Genomic DNA, 17,886 nt, shown 5'->3' with positions numbered 1-17,886 from the left:
CATAATGGCAAATAGAAATCCCTTCAGATATAAAGCCATATATCTGAAGGGATTATTTTTTATATTGCTTAATGCTAATATATGTTAACACTCATATCAGTCATTTAAGAATTTTTTAAGTAATTCATTTACCATTCCCGGATTAGCTCGGCCTTTAGATTCCTTCATAACTTGACCAACTAAGAAGCCTATAGCCTTACCATTACCACTCTTAAAGTCTGCTACTGGTTGTGGATTATTAGCAATAACTTGCTTAACAATTTCTTCAATAGCACCAGTATCTGTGATTTGAACTAGACCTTCCTCTTTTACAATAGTATCAGCATCCTTGCCGGATTCCCACATGGATACGATAACTTTTTTCGCAATTTTACCAGAAATTGTACCTTTATCAATAAGGGCAATCATACCAGCCAAGTTTTCAGGACTTACCTTGGATTCAGCAAATGTTAAACCGCTTTCATTAATCATCTTGGACAAGTCACCAAGCATCCAGTTAGCCACAGTTTTAGGATCTGCACCTGCTTTTACAGTAGCATCTAAGAAGTCTGCAGTCTTACGAGATACTGTGAGAATTGTAGCATCCTCACGAGACAAGCCATATTCAGATACAAAACGTTCAATCTTAGCATCTTGTAATTCTGGCAATGCACGACGTACTTCTTCGATTTTTTCATCTGTAATTACGATTGGTACCAAATCTGGTTCTGGGAAGTAACGGTAATCGTTTTCTTCGTCTTTTTTACGCATTCCAAGCGTGATACCTTGTGCATCATCCCAAGTACGTGTTTCTTGATCTACTTTGCCGCCAGCTTCGATTAACTTAGCTTGACGCAACGCTTCATATTCAACAACTTTTTGAATTGCAGTTAAAGAGTTAACATTTTTAGTTTCTGTACGTGTACCAAATTCTGTAGTGCCACGTAAACGTACGGATACGTTACAGTCACCACGCAAAGAACCTTCTTCCATACGACCGTCAGATACTTCTAAATATTGTAAAATAGAACGTAATTTTTCAACGTATGCTCTCGCTTCTGCACCGGAACGAATATCTGGTTCAGATACGATTTCAAGAAGAGGTACACCCGTACGGTTGTAGTCAACATTAGAAGATTTGGAGTCGGAAATAGTGTTGCCACTATGAACGAGTTTGCCTGCATCTTCTTCCATATGAATACGGGTAATACCAATGCGTTTAGTTTCACCATTCACTTCGATGTCTAAGTGACCATTTAAACAAATTGGTAAATCATATTGAGATGTTTGATAGTTTTTAGGCAAATCAGGATAATAGTAGTTTTTGCGGTCAAACTTGTTAAAGTTAAGGATTTCACAATTCAATGCTAAGCCTACTTTAATGGCAAATTCTACTACTTGTTTATTTAACACAGGCATTGCACCAGGCAAGCCAAGGCACACTGGGCATACATGCGTATTTTGATCGCCGCCGAATTCAGTGGTACAACCACAGAAGATTTTAGACTTAGTCTTAAGCTCTGTATGAACCTCTAAACCAACGACTGTTTCGTATTTACTACTCATAGAGAAACCTCCCCAGTTGGTGCTACTAATTGACAGTCTGGACGTGCTTGTTCAAATGTGAAAGCGGCACGTAACAATGTTTCTTCACCCATAGCAGGGCCAAGCAATTGTAAGCCGATTGGCAAATTACTGCTGCTCATACCTGCTGGAATGCTAATGCCTGGAATACCTGCAAGGTTTGCTGGTACCGTACAGATATCTTCCAAATACATTGCCAATGGATCATTTGCTTTTTCACCAAATTTATAAGACGTATTAGGTGCAGTTGGTGTTAAGATCAAATCCACTTTGGAGAATGCTTCATCAAATTCATTTTTAATGAGGCGACGAACTTTTAATGCTTTCAAATAGTAAGCATCATAGTAACCAGCACTCAATACATAAGTACCTAACAAGATACGACGTTGTACTTCAGGGCCAAAACCTTCTGTACGTGTTTTAGTAGACATGTCTACTAGATTATCTGCAGGTACGCGCATACCATAGCTTACGCCGTCATAACGAGCCAAGTTGGAGCTTGCCTCTGCTAATGCGATGATATAGTATGCAGACAACGCATATTTAGAGTTAGGCAAGGAAATCTCAACGATTTCAGCACCTAATTTTTTATATGTTTCGATAGCCTCTTCCATAGCTTTGCGAACTTCACTATTGAGACCTTCGCCAAAGAATTCTTTTGGCACACCGATTTTAAGATTTTTTACATCATTTATAAGAGTTGTAGTGTAATCCACACGAGCACCTGGAATCGATGTAGAATCTTTTGCATCGTAACCAGAAATAGCATTCAATACCAATGCAGCATCCGTTACATCCCGTGTAACAGGTCCGATTTGATCTAAAGAAGATGCAAAAGCAATAAGGCCGTAACGGGATACATTACCATAGGTTGGTTTTAAACCTACTACGCCACAGAAAGAGGCTGGTTGACGAATGGAGCCACCTGTATCAGAACCGAGAGCCCAAATTGCAGAACCACTAGAAACAGCAGCTGCACTACCACCAGAAGAACCACCCGGTACACAGTCAATATTCCATGGATTAGTCGTTTTTGCTAATGCAGAATTCTCTGTAGAACCGCCCATAGCAAATTCATCCATATTAAGTTTACCAAGGCTAATATAATGATTGTCTTGTAAGCGTTCGATAACAGACGCATTATATGGAGGCACAAAGTTTTCTAACATTTTAGACGCACAAGTTGCAGGTTCGTCTTTGATACAAATATTATCTTTAATCGCACCAGGAATACCAGCTAATGGAGAAATCGCTTCACCTTTAGCAATTGCTTCGTCTACAACCTTAGCTATGGTTAAAGCACGGTCATGAGAATCGGACAAGTACGCATGCACAGTCGGTTCCACTTTAGCTTTATGAGCAATAACAGCATTCGTCAATTCAACGGCACTGATTTCTTTATTCACAAGTTTTTTATGTAATTCATGAATTGTCGGCACAGCAAAATCTCCTATTCTTGTACAACACGAGGCACTTTAAAGTACCCATCTTCTGCTTCTGGAGCATTGGATAAAGCTAACTCATGATCAAGGGATGGTTTCTTTTCATCCTCTCTAAATACATTGTGTAAAGGTACAGCATGAGCCATTGGTTCAACACCATCTAGTTCTAATGCATCTAGTTCAGCAACATAGGTCAAGATGTCGGACAACTCTTTTTCTACATGTGCCATATGTTCTTCTTTAACTTCCAAACGTGAAAGCAAGGCGATTTTTTTTATTTCCTCTTGGCTGATTTTCATCGGAACACATCCTTTCATAATTACTTATTATAAAGCAAATAGTATATATTTTCAAAACATTGTAAGACTATATATTTATTGGATTTCACCGAGTTCTTTTAATAGTTCTACGAACTCTTCTTCGTTCATAACACGAATGCCCAATTCATTTGCTTTAGTGAGCTTACTACCGCTATCTTCTCCAGCTACGACGAGTGTTGTCTTCTTTGAAACAGAACCAGTAACCTTGGCTCCATGAGCTTCAAGGATTTTACCGGCTTCACTGCGCCCCATAACCTCAAGCTTACCTGTGAGAACGACGATTTCGCCTTCCATTTGATTACCTGCAGCTTCTACTACATCTACGGTCATCTTAAGACCAGCTTGAGTTAAGCCTTCAATAATTTCCTTATGTGCTGGATCTTGACGATATTCAACGATGCTATCTGCCATTGTGGGCCCGATTTCTTCAACTGCTACTAGTTCATCCTTCGTAATAGTCATGAACCGATCTATAGATTGCACCACATTAGCAATTGTAGTTGCACCCTTTGAGCCGATTAAACGAATCCCCAATCCATATAATACACGGTCTAAACCACGTGATTTAGAGTCATCAATAGCTTTTACCAAATTTTCTGCAGATTTTTTACCCATACGGTCCATCGTAACAAGTTGGTCTACAGTTAAATGATATAAATCAACAACATTTGTAATTAACTTGTTGTTGATCAAATTTTCTACGATACTAGGACCAAGGCCATCGATATTCATAGCGTCACGAGAGGCAAAGTGGATAATTTGTTCCTTTTCAATAGCTGGACAATGTTTATTCGTACATCGAACTGCCGCTTCTCCTTCACGACGAACTGCAGGAGATTCGCATACAGGACATGTATTAGGAATTATAAAAGGAATTTCGGAGCCATTTCGCTTATCAGGAACAACACGGATAACCTCCGGAATGATTTCCGCCGCCTTGTGAATGATAACGTGGTCACCAATACGAATATCCTTTTCATCGATAAAATCTTGGTTGTGTAATGTAACTCGGCTTACATTCGTACCAGATACAAATACGGATTCCAGCTCACCAGTAGGAGTTAGAACCCCTGTGCGACCTACATTAATGGTAATATCTTTAAGGATTGTTTCCACTTCTTCAGGTGGATACTTGTACGCAGTGGCCCATTTAGGATCCTTTGCAGTGCTACCAAGAACCTCTTGATCATCAAAGCTATTTACCTTAATAACCATTCCATCTGTATCATATGGAAGTTCATGCCGTTTATCACCCCAATAATCAATGGCTTCAATTACTTCATCAATTGTTTTACATACACGATAATGAGGATTTACAGAGAACTTAAAGTTCTCTAAGTTCTTAAGCAATTCCTCTTGGCTATGAATATTGGCTCCCACTTCAGAACCTATAGCATATGCGAAAAACGCTAGATTCCGGTTAGCAGTAATAGCTGGGTCTTGTTGCCGTAAAGAGCCTGCTGCAGCATTGCGAGGATTTACGAAGGTCGGAAGACCTTCTTCATCACGTTCTTCGTTGATACGTTTAAATTCGCTATGAGGCATATAGGCTTCACCACGAACTTCGATAAACTCTGGCGCATTATCTAAAAATAATGGAATGGATTTAATGGTACGTACATTAGCTGTTACGTCTTCACCAACGCGACCATCACCACGTGTAACGGCACGAACAAACATACCATTTTCATAATGTAAATTAACCGCTAAGCCATCGATTTTAAGTTCTACAACATACGCAGATGGCTTATGACCAAGTTCCTTTTCTATACGATTTCCAAATGCTCGTACTTCATCAGCATTAAATACATTGCTAAGGCTTAACATAGGACGTCCATGAACGACCTTTTCAAAGGAGCCTTCCACCTTTATACCAACCCGTTGTGTTGGAGAAGATGGCACAATATATTCAGGATGAGCAGTTTCTAAATCCACAAGCTCACGATATTTTTTATCATATTCAAAGTCGCTCATAGTAGGAGCATCCTTTACGTAGTATAAGTACTGCGCATGAGTGAGTTCCTGTTGCAACTCTTTAATTCTATCTTTCGGATCCATTTTATATCCTTTTTTACAGAAATATAGCTATTTAAATAATTGTATATGTTCCCTATTTAACCATATACATAATTAGGATAATCATTCCTTTTTAACTGGTGCAAATTTTGCCATTACAACGCGCACACCTTGTGTAGGAAACTCAATGGTCAATTTCATACCAGCACCTTCACCAGTTACGTTGATTACTTTGCCATTACCCCATTTACTATGAATCGCCGTATCGCCCACCTTCCAGTCAGCAATTACTTCATTACGTACGATTGGCTTCGTCACGGGGCGGCTAGTAACACTCATATGTTGAGGTACATGACGTTTAATATCATCAGGCACTTTACGCTTAGCACGTAAGCCATCTACTAATTCTTCGGGAATTTCATCGATAAATCGAGATGGTAAATAACTACTAGTACGGCCAAATACGGTTCTAGTAGTGGCATTAGAAATATATAATTCCTTTTCAGCACGCGTAATACCTACATAAGCAAGACGACGTTCCTCTTCAATTTCTTCAGGGTTCATCAAGGTACGACTATGAGGGAATAAACCTTCTTCCAACCCACATAAGAATACGATAGGAAATTCCAAACCCTTTGCAGCATGTAATGTCATCAATGTCACTTTAGCCTCTTCTTGTTCGAAGGAGTCTACATCGTTAACAAGTGCTACTTGCTCTAAAAAGTCCTCTACAGTACCAGATGGATTTGTATCTTGGAAGTCTTTGGCCACAGATAAAAGCTCACCAATATTCTCAGCACGAGCTTGATCTTGTGGGTCTGTACTCTCTTCTAATTGTGCTAAATAACCTGTTCTATCTAGAATAGATTCTAAGATATCTAGTACAGTTCGATTCTCCATTTCAGACACAAGAGTAAAGATGAGAATACCAAATTCTTCTAACTTTTCCTTAGTTTTGCCCTTAATAGAATCAATTAAATGTAATTGCGTAAGCGTCATAAATAAAGATGTACCATTCGCACGAGCATATTCTTGTAGCTTAGCAACCGTAGTGGCCCCAATACTCCGTTTAGGCACATTGATAATACGCAACAAGCTCAAATCATCAAAAGGATTATATAATACACGTAAATATGCTAAAACATCTTTAATTTCCTTACGATCATAGAACTTTGTGCCCCCTACCATCGTATAAGGTAAGGCCCGCTTAATGAGTGCTTCCTCAAGGACACGAGACTGGGCATTTGTACGATATAAAATGGCCATATCCCCGTATGGAACATCGTGAATATCATGTTTCTTTGCAATTGTGTCACCGATAAAAGCGGCTTCCTCATGTTCAGATTGAGCCGTAAAATGCTGAATTTTCGCACCTTCCGTCTTATCGGTCCAAAGATTTTTCTCTGGACGTCCCTCATTATTATCAATAACAGCATTGGCTGCATCGAGGATAATTTTAGTTGAACGATAGTTTTGCTCCAATTTTATAGATGTGCAATTAGGATAGTCTTTTTCAAAATCTAAGATGTTTTGAATATCTGCACCACGCCAAGCGTAAATACTTTGGTCAGCATCCCCTACGACGGCAATATTCTTCCAATGTGAAGCTAGTAATTTCGCCAATAAATATTGTGCATGGTTCGTATCTTGATACTCGTCAATCATGACATAACGGAAACGATGACTATATTTATCAAGAACAGCTGCATTAGACTGTAATAATTTAACGGCTACTAATAAAAGATCATCAAAGTCTAATGCATTATTCTTGCGCAACTCCCGCTCATAATACTCATAAACATCGGCTACCTTTTGTTGGTAAAAGTCTCGCGCTTGTTTTCTAAAATCAGAAGCAAAAAGCAATTGATTCTTAGCATCAGATATGGCAGCTATCATAGCTCCTACAGGATAGTATTTATCATCCAAATTTAACGATTTTAATGCGGCCTTAATAACAGCTTGAGAATCGGATGTGTCATAGATAGTAAAATTGCTGTTATAACCTAAGAAACTATCTATTTCAAAACGTAAAAACTTAGCACAAAAACTGTGGAATGTACTGAGCCATATACAATTTGCCACATCGCCTACAAGACCTTCTACACGGCTTTTCATTTCTTTTGCCGCTTTGTTGGTGAAAGTAATGGCCAATATTTCATAAGGATTAACACCTTGTGCCAATAAATGTGCAATACGAACTGTTAAGACCTTTGTTTTACCAGATCCAGCACCGGCTAAAATCAATAAAGGGCCTTCCGTATGCTGGACAGCTTGTTGTTGTTCTTTATTTAAACCTGTTAATAATGAATTCATCGGAATACACCTATTGCCCTTACATATGCAATACAAACTCCAAATATACATAAATAATCTTTAATAAGCTGTGAAACAAGTATGTATAGTTAAAAGCTAAATTATTATATAAATAAACACATCTATAATAGCAATTACAATATACATGCAATATACTTGAAGCCCTATAAATAGAGAAGAAGAACGTTGCGAGCAACGTTCTTTTTTAGTTTGTATACTATTTCATAGCACCAAGAATTGGTGGTACAATTTGTTTTTTACGAGACATAGTATTAGGTAAGAATACACCATTATCTTTTATTTCTTTTTCAAATGCTTTAGTAACTACAGCCTCTACATCGCCACTAAACAACAATGTAGTACTTTCATCGAGAATATTTGTAATCATGATGTAAGATGCATCATAGTTATTGGCATTGCGAAGCGCTTCTAAGGCTTGTACTAGTTCACCTTGTTTAGCCAATACATTAGTTGTATCCATAACAGAAATTTGACCGATAGAAATAGTCTTACCTGCTTCAGAGAATTCTTTCATGTCTGTACGAACGATATCATCATTAGTTAAATCAGAAATATCTGCTCCCGCTTTCAACATATCTAGCCCATAGGACTCAATATCTACGCCAGCGATTTCAGCTAATTTATGAGCCATTTCTTTATCTGTTTCTGTACATGTTGGAGAACGGAATAACACAGTATCAGAAATGATAGCAGATAACATCAAGCCTGCAACGCCTTTAGGAATTTCTTGATTATTCTCCATGTACAACTTAGTAATGATTGTATTAGAACAACCTACAGGTTCTAAACGCATGAATACAGGTCCATCAGTTTCGAAGTCACCAATGCGGTGATGATCGACAACACCACACATATTCATGGATTTATAACCATCAATTATTTGTTTGGATTCGTTATGGTCTGTTAAATACAAATTACCGCCTTCTGGAGCAAACTCTTCCCAATTTTTAACAACTTGAGGGTGAGCAAAGCCAAAATGGTTCAAAATATATGTTGTTTCTTTGTTAGCTTCACCTGCACAGACTGGAGTTGCTGGTTTCCCCATTTGTGTTAGTAAGTTAGCAAAGGAAATAGCAGAACAAATTGAATCAGTATCAGGGCTTTTATGACCTGCTACATATGTTTTTACATCACTCATAATATACCTCTTTTATATTAATTTCATACTTAATATCGACTTACGTCAATCCGATTTTTAACTATATTATTATATCATAAATCATACAAAAAAACACGCCACTACTAAGTAGTGACGTGTTTTTAACATTCTATAAAATTATCTAATATAAATGATTAGTCGTGATTCTTTTTGCGGTTTGTAAACAAACCAGGTCCAATTGTTTCAATGATGATAAACAACATTGGGATGATAAAGATACCAAACAATGTAGCTGTTGTCATCCCTGCTACTACAGTAATACCCATAGAAGTACGTGCACCAGAACCAGCACCACTAGATACTGCCAATGGTAATACACCAAGGATAAATGCAAAGGATGTCATCAAAATTGGACGCAAACGAATTTTTGCAGCTTCGATAGCAGCATCAACAACATTCATACCACGCTCGTCAACGCGAATCTTAGCATACTCGATAATCAAAATCGCATTTTTCGCAGCCAAGCCAACCAAGGTTAAGAGACCGATCTGCATATAAATATCATTTGCTAAGAAATATCTGCCTGTGAAGTTCAATAAGAATGGTACTAAAGAAGCACCAATCATACCAGATGGTACGGAGAACAATACGGCAAATGGAACCTTCCAAGACTCATATAAGGCAGCCAAGATTAAGAATACAAAGACAAGCCCTAAACCTAGAATCAACATAGTTTGAGAACCGGCTTTTAACTCTTCACGAGATTGCCCTGCCCAATCATATGTATAACCAGCAGGTAATGTTTTAGCGGCGGCCTCTTTTAATGCATTGATAGCATCACCAGAGGAATATCCTCTAGCTTGAGAACCACCAATTTGTACGGCCATCGCATTATCAAAGCGAGTAATGCTAGATGGTGTACCCGTTTGTTCCTTTGTAATATAGTTAGAAACAGGAACCATTTGGCCATTGCTATTTCTAACAGCTAACATATTAAGCTGGTCCGCATTTTGACGATATGCGTCTTCCGCTTGGACTACAACCTTATAGTTTTTACCATAAGTAGTAAAGTCGTTAACTTGAATACTACCATAGAACCCTTGCAAAGTGGTAAAGATATCAGCTAATGCTACACCATCTTGAGCCGCTTTTTCACGATTTACATCAAATTGTAATGTCGGCGTAGATGTATCAAAAGTAGTATAAATAGATTGAATTGCTGGGCTCTTACGAGCTTCCGCAATAAATTCATTAGTACGGTCAGCCATAACTTGTGGACTATCGCCAGCTTTGTTAATGATGTACATACTAAAACCACCGGTTGTACCAAGACCTGGAATGGATGGTGGATTCATAGCAATAACTGTTGCTTCAGGTACTTTCTCAGCTGCAAAGCCAAATGTTTGACCTACCATAGCATTGATAGATGTAGCTTGTGTTGTACGATATTTCCAATCGGACATAGTAGCAAAAATTACACCAGCACTAGACTTTTGACCACCACCTAAGAGGTCAAAACCAGCGACAGTAAATACTTCTTGGAATAATTGTTCGTCCTTAGGCTTTTCAGGATCATTTTTTTCTTCCAAGAAAGATGCAATTTTTTCAAGTGTAGCCATAGTACGTTCAGATGTAGCACCAGGTGGCTCATTAATAGCAATCATGTAGTAACCACTATCTTCAGCTGGTACGAAAGAAGTTGGTAAGAAGTGAAATACTAAGGCTGTACCACCTGCAAAGACTAGCAATGCAATAACAGTTAAACTCAAACGATGGCTTAAACGCGCTAATTGGAGACCATACCAATTACTGAATCGTTCTAGAGCAGCATTAAATTTATTTAATTGGCGATGTAACCAATCTTCACGCTCTTTAGCTATATGTGCTTTCAACATTGTAGCACATAATGCTGGTGTCAACACAAGTGCGATAATAGCAGAAATTACAACGGAAACGGCAATCGTCAATGCGAACTGTTTGTAAAGAATACCTGTCATACCACCCATGAACGCAACTGGTACAAATACAGCAGTCAATACAAAGGCGATACCAATTACTGGTCCTTGTACGTTTTCCATCGCTTTAATAGCCGCCTCTTTTGGAGACAATCCATTATACTTTAATTCGTACTCAACAGCTTCTACTACGACGATAGCATCGTCAACAACAAGGCCGATAGCCAAAACCATGGCAAAAAGCGTCAAAGTGTTAATAGAGAAATCTAATAAAACAAAAGCGCCAAATGTGCCAAGCAAAGATACTGGCACAGCAATCATAGGAATGATTGTGGAGCGCCAAGATTGTAAGAAGACATATACTACAACTAAAACAAGGAGTAATGCCTCTACAAATGTATGCTCAACCTCATTAATAGATGCACTTACGAATTTAGTATTATCTACAACTACGTTATATTGCATATCTGGTGGGAAGGATTTAGATTGCTCATCTAGAACTTTCTTAACATTAGCAATTGTTTCTAATGCATTAGCATCATTTTGTAGGGAAATAGCAAAACCGGCAACCTCTTTATGAGCAGATTTTGCGATGAAGTCATATCCTTCAGCCCCAATTTGAATACGGGAGACATCTTTTAGATGTAATACCTTACCATTAGTACTTTTAATAGCAATATTACCAAATTGTTCAGGTGTTACGAGACGTCCATCAATTTTGATAGGATATTGAAAGGCTTGTTCACCATTTGTAGGGTTTTTCCCTACTGTACCTGCTGCAGCTTGTAAGTTTTGACCTTTAATAGCCGCTGTAACTTCAGAGATAGTAACACCAAGTTTTTGCATCTTCGCAGGATCTAGCCAAATGCGCATAGAATAATCAGATCCGAACTCTTGTACAGAACCAACACCCTTAATGGATTTGATAGTATCCATCATATAATTGGTACCATAGTTCTTTAAGAATGTTGCATCATATGTGCCATTTGGTGAACTCAAAGAGAATATAAGTGCCATATCACCAGAAGATTTAGTGGTTGTAACACCTACAGCTTGTACCTCTGAAGGCAATTGTGCAAGTGCTGCTTGAACACGGTTTTGCGTATTAACCGCATCCATATCAGCATCTGTACCTTGATTGAACTGAACAGTCAACGAATAGCTACCGTTACTGGAACTATTAGATGTCATATAGTCCATATCTTGTACGCCTACAATCTGCGTTTCAATAACACTGGCTACTGTATCATTAACAACTTGAGCAGTTGCACCAGTATAAGCAGTATTAACTTGAACTGTAGGTGGAGAAATTTGTGGATATCGAGCTACCGGAAGGTTCATCATAGAGATAAGCCCTACCAACGTGATAACAATGGCTATTACGATGGCAAAGATAGGTCGATTAATAAAGAATTTCGACACGATCTATCCTCCTTTTATTTTGTAGCTTTCAACTGTTCTTTAGTTAGTAGTTTGCCATTTACTTTTACGCCATTTTTCACCTTAGTTAAGCCGTCAACGATGATTGTATCACCAGCAGCCAAACCAGATTTAATGATCGTTTCATTACCTTTAGTACCACCAATCTCTACTGTCTTTTGTTCTACTACACCAGCTGCATTTACAACATAAACAAAGTTTTTGTCCATGATTTGTAAAATTGCACGACTTGGTACAAGGATTGCATTTTTAATCTTTTCACCAGGAGAAACAACAGTAGCATACATATTAGGTAATAATAAATGATTAGGATTTGGGAAGGACGCTTTCAATACAAGCTTACCCGTAGATTGATCTAAACTCTTAGCCGCTTGCACGATAGAACCAAGTTCATTATATGTTTCGCCATCAGCAAGTTTTAATTGAATATTTGGACCATTAGAATCATCCGTTGTAGGATTCTTCATAAAATCAAGATATTCTTGCTCAGTCATACTAAACTCAACGAAGATTGGATCAATAGAATCGATTGTAACCAATGTAGTAGAGCCAGCCTGAACATAAGTGCCTGTATCTACGTCATCCATGCGTAATGTACCAGAATATGGTGCATATACCATGGTATCCCCCATATTATCTTGAGCAATTTTCACGGATGCTTCATACGCTTCATAAGTAGCCTTAGCTTGCTCTGTAGCACTACGTTGCGTATCTACACGTTGTTGAGCAATCGCATCTTGTGATGCCAAAGTTTCATAACGTTGAAGATCTACTTCAGCATTTTTCAAGTTTGCATTAGCTTGAGCTGCTTGTGCTTCTGCATTAGCAAGACTCGCTTCATATTGACGAGAATCAATTCGATATAATGGTTGTCCCGCTACTACTTGTTCCCCACCTTTTACAAACTTCTCAACAATATAACCACTTACACGAGCATGTACAGCTACAGAGTTCTCCGCAACTACAGTACCAGCAAATGTTTGATCAACTTGTGTATCACTTGTTGTAAGTTTATATGTATTAACATTAATCTCACCAGCTTGCTGTTGATTGTTGCCACACCCTGCAATCATCACAGCAGACATTACGAGAGCTGCTAACATACGGGAATAACGATACTTCATTATCTGTACTCCTTTTCAGAAACGAATCATTCATGTCACATAATTTCATAAATATCTTTATATATTTTACAGGATAATATAGATAAAGTCAATTTTTCCGATACCCCTCTACCTTTGTAGAACATAGATAAAATCTGATTAAACCCACATATATTGTATACAACAAAAATGTTAAAACTATTGACATTTTATATTCAATATGAACTTAAATAGTTTTAGAATTATAAAACTATATATTACTAGTTTACTTTTTTTCAGTTAATACCGTATAACCATGATCCTCAACTAAGATTACTTCATTATTGTTTATCGGCACTAATGGTATCTTATCTTGATAAGTATCTAATGTTTTCTGAGCAGTCTCTTCAAATGGATATTCCCCTATATGAGGTAAAACATAATGATTAAATACATTTACACCCATATAATCATCTAATTCAGATGCTATACTTTTATCATCCATTATCTGATTATATTCAATATTTTCAGACATAATAATTGCGCCAGCAGATTCACCAATATATAATAAGCCTTCTTTGATTCTTTCATAAAGTAGGCCTATAAGATTTTTCTTTTTCAGCTCTTGTAATAGATAAAATGTGTTACCACCAGATATACAGATACATTCAGTCTTTGAAAGTTTATTCTTTAAATAATCTTCATCATATTTAGAAATATCAATAATTTCCAATTCATATCCTAAAGACTTTAACATCTCAACACCTTCATCAATATATCCAGTATATGGTTCAACATTTCCAGCAGTAGGAATAAAAATTATTTTATTTGAAACCATTTTTGAAAGATACTTTTTTGTTATACTTTTTGCTCCTGCTAAATATGACATAAGTAAAATTTCCATGTCTTATCACCTCTAAGATTCTTTATTTAAATTAATATGAAAATTTTATGTTTAATATACAAAAAACCGCCTAAGAATCTACCTAGACGGTTTTAAAACCATTTAATCGGCTGTTCTATATCAATTATAGCCGAATAATCACAAATTTATCTGTAAGCGCAGACTTATTTCTTAAAATGTACGCTTCTATTTTGGTGGAGATGAGGGGAGTCGAACCCCTGTCCAAAAGTGTTGCCATATAGACTTCTCCGAGCACAGTCTATGATTTAAGTCTCAGGTTGCTATCGCTCACAGACAAGCTACACAACCCCAGTTCATATTGTCTCGCCTAATTCATATGAACAACTAAATTAGACCAGCCTACTGTTTGACGTCCATTCACACTTGGTAGGCACAAGTATGAGGGACGTAGCTTATGCAGCTAATGCAAAATTTTCTTCTGCGTTTAAATGTTTTCCCACCGTTTAACGGCCTCATGGAACGCCGACTCGCTATCTATACCACACGCACCCCTGTCGAAACCTTTACATCCCCGTGCGTCGGTTTAATAATTATAAGCCTATTTGGTATTACTGTCAATTGTATGAAACCTTTACAGTTCAGATATATTCACTCTTCTTAGACTACTCGATTTATCTAATATAGACTAATTAACCAATCAATTTAGGATTCTTTTAATACTGTCTTTATTTAGATATATTATCTACTATCATGAGTCTAATTGCTTCAAAGCATTATGCAGTGATTGGCACACATAATCAATTTGTTCTTTATTATGAGCAGCTGTAACGGTTAAACGAATTCTACTTTCACCAACAGGAACTGTAGGCGGACGTATCGCTGTACCTATAATTCCAGCATTGTATAAATAATTTGATACTGTTAGAGTATCCTCATTACTACCGATAAGTATTGGGAAAATTGGAGTATCATTCGTAGCATATATTCCTATAGAATTTAAGCAATCTGCCATATAGTTCACATTATTTTGTAGTCGCCTTAAAACAGATGTATCAGACTCAAGAACATGTAATGTAGCCAGGGCTGCCCCTATGTCAGCAGGAGATAATGCAGTGGAGAATATAAAGCTACGACTCATATTCACAAGATAATCAATGATGGTGCTATTAGCAGCTACATAGCCGCCAACAGAACCTAACGATTTGCTCAATGTACCTAGCTGAATATCCACTTCTTTTTCAAGACCATAATAAGCAGCCGTTCCATGACCGCTACCAATGGTACCCGTCGCATGAGCATCGTCTACCATAAGTAAAGCATTATACTCACGGCTAAGCTCGTAGAGCTTATCCAATGGAGCTATATCGCCATCCATGCTAAATACACCATCTGTGACAATTAGCTTTCTTGTATTTCGTTCTACTTCTTTCAATAAATACTTTAATTCGTCTACATCACAATGGTTATAAGCCTTTACAGATCCTCTACTCAGTCTACAACCATCTATAATACTAGCATGATTTAAAGCATCGCTAAAAATAATAGTATTCTTATCTGCTATGGCAGAAATGGTTCCTACATTTGCCATGTAACCCGTATTAAATACGAGGGCTTTTTCTGTATTCTTAAATTTTGCTAGTTCTCTTTCAAGATCTGTAAACAAGGGAAATGTACCGGATACTAGACGCGATCCACCTGATCCAGTACCATATTGTTGAGCCCCTTTAATGGCCCCTTCTATTACACGTTCATCAAAAGTAAGCCCTAAATAGTTATTTGATGCCATCATCAAATATTCTTTATCATCTCTTCTAACCCGTACTGCGTCTATAGGGCAATATTCCGTTAATGTGCGCAAATTTAGGTTATTGATTTTATTATCTAATTGCTCTTGGAAGAATTTATACATACAATCACCGCTGAACAAGTACTGGTGCTTTTTCCAAATACTTGATTACACAGTCCACATCAGTATTTGTTTTAACAAAAAATACACGCCCTCCTAGATTAGATCCAAATTCTTTCATGCTAGGAATTCGATGGTAAATATCATTGCAAGCCACATAGCCTACTGTGTAATCAGGATCATCAGACCAACATAATTCACCTACAATCCCTTCAGCAGATTGTACTTTAGAGGCCAATACTAAGGCCTCTCTCATATGTTCATTATCCCCTAGTTTTTCAGAATCAAAGGAGTCCATATGACTCACGCGAACACCACGGTTACCAGAATCTATGCGCTCACCAGAAATTGCGTCAACCAACATAGCACCTCGCATAGATGAATCTAAACCTTCTAATAGATAAATAGCATGTTTAACAGCAGTTTCACTAATATCAGCGCCCTGTAAAAGTTCAACAGCTAATTGATGCGCCTCAGCAACAGTATTAGCAAAATGTTCATTTACTTTTAAGCATTCTATATATGTAATTGTTTCTGAAGGAATCAAGTCCACTGTAATATTGATAAAATCAGCTGTCCCCTTACTATGATGTAGTGCTCGTTCGGCTAAAGACTGAGCGATAGCTCCAACTTGATTTAAGGTCACAATGCGTTCTGCGCCAGAAATATGGTGGCCCCCGTTTTCATGGGGACCACCTTGAGCCGCGCGCATACGCACACTATATAATTCGTCCATTATGATACCTTACCTTTAACTACATTACTTTGAGGTACTTGGTTGTGAATTTTATGGAATACTTTCACAAATACTGGTGCCATAATTACTGTAAAGATCATACCTGGAACTGCGAGAGCTATCATCGGTAATGCAGCCTTACCAACGTATAAAGACAAGGATAATCGCGCTAAAGCAGATGCAATTGGACCAGAAACCATAATACCTATCATGTGATTATGGCAAATCCAAAGGATTAGTCCCACAATGAGCCGGAATTGCATAGCAATCATAACATTTAAAATAGTTTGAGTACCTAATGCTAAGCCTATTAGACTAGATAAACAACCACTTATAATATACTTTTTAAATCCGAATACGGCACATATCGCTACCGCCAACGGGGCTGATAGTTGAAACTCTATACCTGGAATGACATTAGGTATTTTAATAGCCCCTAATACAGTAATCATGGCAGTTAAAATAGCAACCTCTGTAATGTACCGAATGTTCTGATTCATAATATATCTCCTCTACTTAGAAAATGTCAACTACAAACACCTCTTATTGTTTACATTATAAATTCTCACTGTATTTTTATCAACCACTAAAAATATTATAGTTAACAAATATATAAAAAAGAACCAAGCCATATCGACTTGATTCCTTATGACTCTTAATATTTTTGTTGTTCTTTGATTCGCTTAGCAATATCGCGCTTGGCATCACGTTCCGCCATATCTTGACGCTTGTCATAAAGTTTCTTACCAGTTACTAGACCTACAGTAACCTTTACATAACCGTGACTGAAATGAAAGTTTAGCGGCACTAAAGAAAATCCTTTTTCCTTAACTTGAGCATGTAACTTATTGATTTCAGATTTATGCATCAACAACTTGCGTGTCCGCTCCGGTTCATGGTTAAAACGATTACCTTGTTCATACGGACTGATATGTACACCATACAATAAAATTTTCCCTTTATCTATACGACAAAAGCTGTCCTTAAGATTAAGCTTACCTTGACGAATAGACTTTATTTCAGTTCCTGTTAAAGCAATACCAGCTTCATAGGTTTCATGAATATGAAAATCATGACGCGCCTTACGATTGTCAGCAATAAGCGATGGGCTAGATTTCTTTGCCATAT

Annotated in this window: 13 protein-coding genes and 1 other RNA gene; all 14 read right to left on the bottom strand. The window is 37.5% G+C overall.

What is annotated here, in order from left to right; genetic code table 11:
- Positions 1-96 precede the first annotated feature (96 nt).
- Positions 97-1,545 (bottom strand): Asp-tRNA(Asn)/Glu-tRNA(Gln) amidotransferase subunit GatB, encoded by a 1,449-nt coding sequence (gatB, locus tag FNLLGLLA_RS04705; RefSeq protein WP_004695962.1) that lies wholly within the window; start codon positions 1,543-1,545, stop codon positions 97-99.
- Positions 1,542-3,002, bottom strand: a complete 1,461-nt coding sequence (gatA, locus tag FNLLGLLA_RS04700) for an Asp-tRNA(Asn)/Glu-tRNA(Gln) amidotransferase subunit GatA (RefSeq protein WP_174892289.1) — start codon at positions 3,000-3,002, stop codon at positions 1,542-1,544. Before gatA ends, gatB begins: the two co-directional genes overlap by 4 nt.
- Before the next feature lie 11 nt (positions 3,003-3,013).
- Positions 3,014-3,304 (bottom strand): Asp-tRNA(Asn)/Glu-tRNA(Gln) amidotransferase subunit GatC, encoded by a 291-nt coding sequence (gatC, locus tag FNLLGLLA_RS04695; protein WP_004695967.1) that lies wholly within the window; start codon positions 3,302-3,304, stop codon positions 3,014-3,016.
- A gap of 75 nt (positions 3,305-3,379) precedes the next feature.
- Positions 3,380-5,383, bottom strand: coding sequence for an NAD-dependent DNA ligase LigA (gene ligA, locus FNLLGLLA_RS04690; RefSeq protein WP_174892288.1), 2,004 nt, complete (start codon positions 5,381-5,383; stop codon positions 3,380-3,382).
- Between the two features lie 81 nt (positions 5,384-5,464).
- Positions 5,465-7,654: a DNA helicase PcrA gene (pcrA, locus tag FNLLGLLA_RS04685; RefSeq protein ID WP_174892287.1), complete on the bottom strand. Its 2,190-nt coding sequence runs from the start codon at positions 7,652-7,654 to the stop codon at positions 5,465-5,467.
- A gap of 217 nt (positions 7,655-7,871) precedes the next feature.
- On the bottom strand, positions 7,872-8,813 hold the full coding sequence (locus FNLLGLLA_RS04680) for a manganese-dependent inorganic pyrophosphatase (protein WP_174892286.1): 942 nt from the start codon (positions 8,811-8,813) through the stop codon (positions 7,872-7,874).
- A gap of 155 nt (positions 8,814-8,968) precedes the next feature.
- On the bottom strand, positions 8,969-12,151 hold the full coding sequence (locus FNLLGLLA_RS04675; protein WP_174892285.1) for an efflux RND transporter permease subunit: 3,183 nt from the start codon (positions 12,149-12,151) through the stop codon (positions 8,969-8,971).
- 14 nt (positions 12,152-12,165) lie between these two features.
- Entirely contained in the window at positions 12,166-13,293 is a 1,128-nt protein-coding gene (locus FNLLGLLA_RS04670; protein WP_101928320.1) for an efflux RND transporter periplasmic adaptor subunit, read from the bottom strand.
- A gap of 244 nt (positions 13,294-13,537) precedes the next feature.
- Complete coding sequence (locus tag FNLLGLLA_RS04665) at positions 13,538-14,155, bottom strand: Type 1 glutamine amidotransferase-like domain-containing protein (protein WP_123137912.1); 618 nt, start codon at positions 14,153-14,155, stop codon at positions 13,538-13,540.
- Positions 14,156-14,347: 192 nt separating this feature from the next.
- Positions 14,348-14,689: a transfer-messenger RNA gene (ssrA, locus tag FNLLGLLA_RS04660) on the bottom strand.
- 175 nt (positions 14,690-14,864) lie between these two features.
- Positions 14,865-16,025 carry an 8-amino-7-oxononanoate synthase gene (gene bioF, locus FNLLGLLA_RS04655; protein ID WP_174892284.1) on the bottom strand — a complete coding sequence of 387 codons (1,161 nt, stop codon included), beginning with the start codon at positions 16,023-16,025 and terminating at the stop codon, positions 14,865-14,867.
- A gap of 4 nt (positions 16,026-16,029) precedes the next feature.
- Positions 16,030-16,758 (bottom strand): 6-carboxyhexanoate--CoA ligase, encoded by a 729-nt coding sequence (locus FNLLGLLA_RS04650; protein WP_101928322.1) that lies wholly within the window; start codon positions 16,756-16,758, stop codon positions 16,030-16,032.
- A complete protein-coding gene (locus tag FNLLGLLA_RS04645; RefSeq protein ID WP_101928323.1) occupies positions 16,758-17,258 on the bottom strand; it encodes a hypothetical protein in 501 nt (166 codons plus the stop codon). The genes FNLLGLLA_RS04650 and FNLLGLLA_RS04645 overlap by 1 nt, the downstream gene beginning before the upstream one ends.
- Positions 17,259-17,413: 155 nt before the next feature.
- Positions 17,414-17,884, bottom strand: a complete 471-nt coding sequence (gene smpB / locus FNLLGLLA_RS04640; protein WP_174892283.1) for an SsrA-binding protein SmpB — start codon at positions 17,882-17,884, stop codon at positions 17,414-17,416.
- Positions 17,885-17,886: the final 2 nt, after the last annotated feature.

The organism is Veillonella parvula (assembly GCF_902810435.1).
Classification (GTDB): Bacteria; Bacillota; Negativicutes; order Veillonellales; family Veillonellaceae; genus Veillonella.
This window is presented reverse-complemented; position numbering and strand designations above follow the sequence as displayed.

Coding starts and splice junctions, on each gene's coding strand:
- gatB (WP_004695962.1), bottom strand. CDS start 1,545: ATGAGTAGTAAATACGAAACAGTCGTTGGTTTAGAGGTTCATACAGAG.
- gatC (WP_004695967.1), bottom strand. CDS start 3,304: ATGAAAATCAGCCAAGAGGAAATAAAAAAAATCGCCTTGCTTTCACGT.
- ligA (WP_174892288.1), bottom strand. CDS start 5,383: ATGGATCCGAAAGATAGAATTAAAGAGTTGCAACAGGAACTCACTCAT.
- pcrA (WP_174892287.1), bottom strand. CDS start 7,654: ATGAATTCATTATTAACAGGTTTAAATAAAGAACAACAACAAGCTGTC.
- FNLLGLLA_RS04680 (WP_174892286.1), bottom strand. CDS start 8,813: ATGAGTGATGTAAAAACATATGTAGCAGGTCATAAAAGCCCTGATACT.
- FNLLGLLA_RS04670 (WP_101928320.1), bottom strand. CDS start 13,293: ATGAAGTATCGTTATTCCCGTATGTTAGCAGCTCTCGTAATGTCTGCT.
- FNLLGLLA_RS04665 (WP_123137912.1), bottom strand. CDS start 14,155: ATGGAAATTTTACTTATGTCATATTTAGCAGGAGCAAAAAGTATAACA.
- bioF (WP_174892284.1), bottom strand. CDS start 16,025: ATGTATAAATTCTTCCAAGAGCAATTAGATAATAAAATCAATAACCTA.
- FNLLGLLA_RS04650 (WP_101928322.1), bottom strand. CDS start 16,758: ATGGACGAATTATATAGTGTGCGTATGCGCGCGGCTCAAGGTGGTCCC.
- FNLLGLLA_RS04645 (WP_101928323.1), bottom strand. CDS start 17,258: ATGAATCAGAACATTCGGTACATTACAGAGGTTGCTATTTTAACTGCC.
- smpB (WP_174892283.1), bottom strand. CDS start 17,884: ATGGCAAAGAAATCTAGCCCATCGCTTATTGCTGACAATCGTAAGGCG.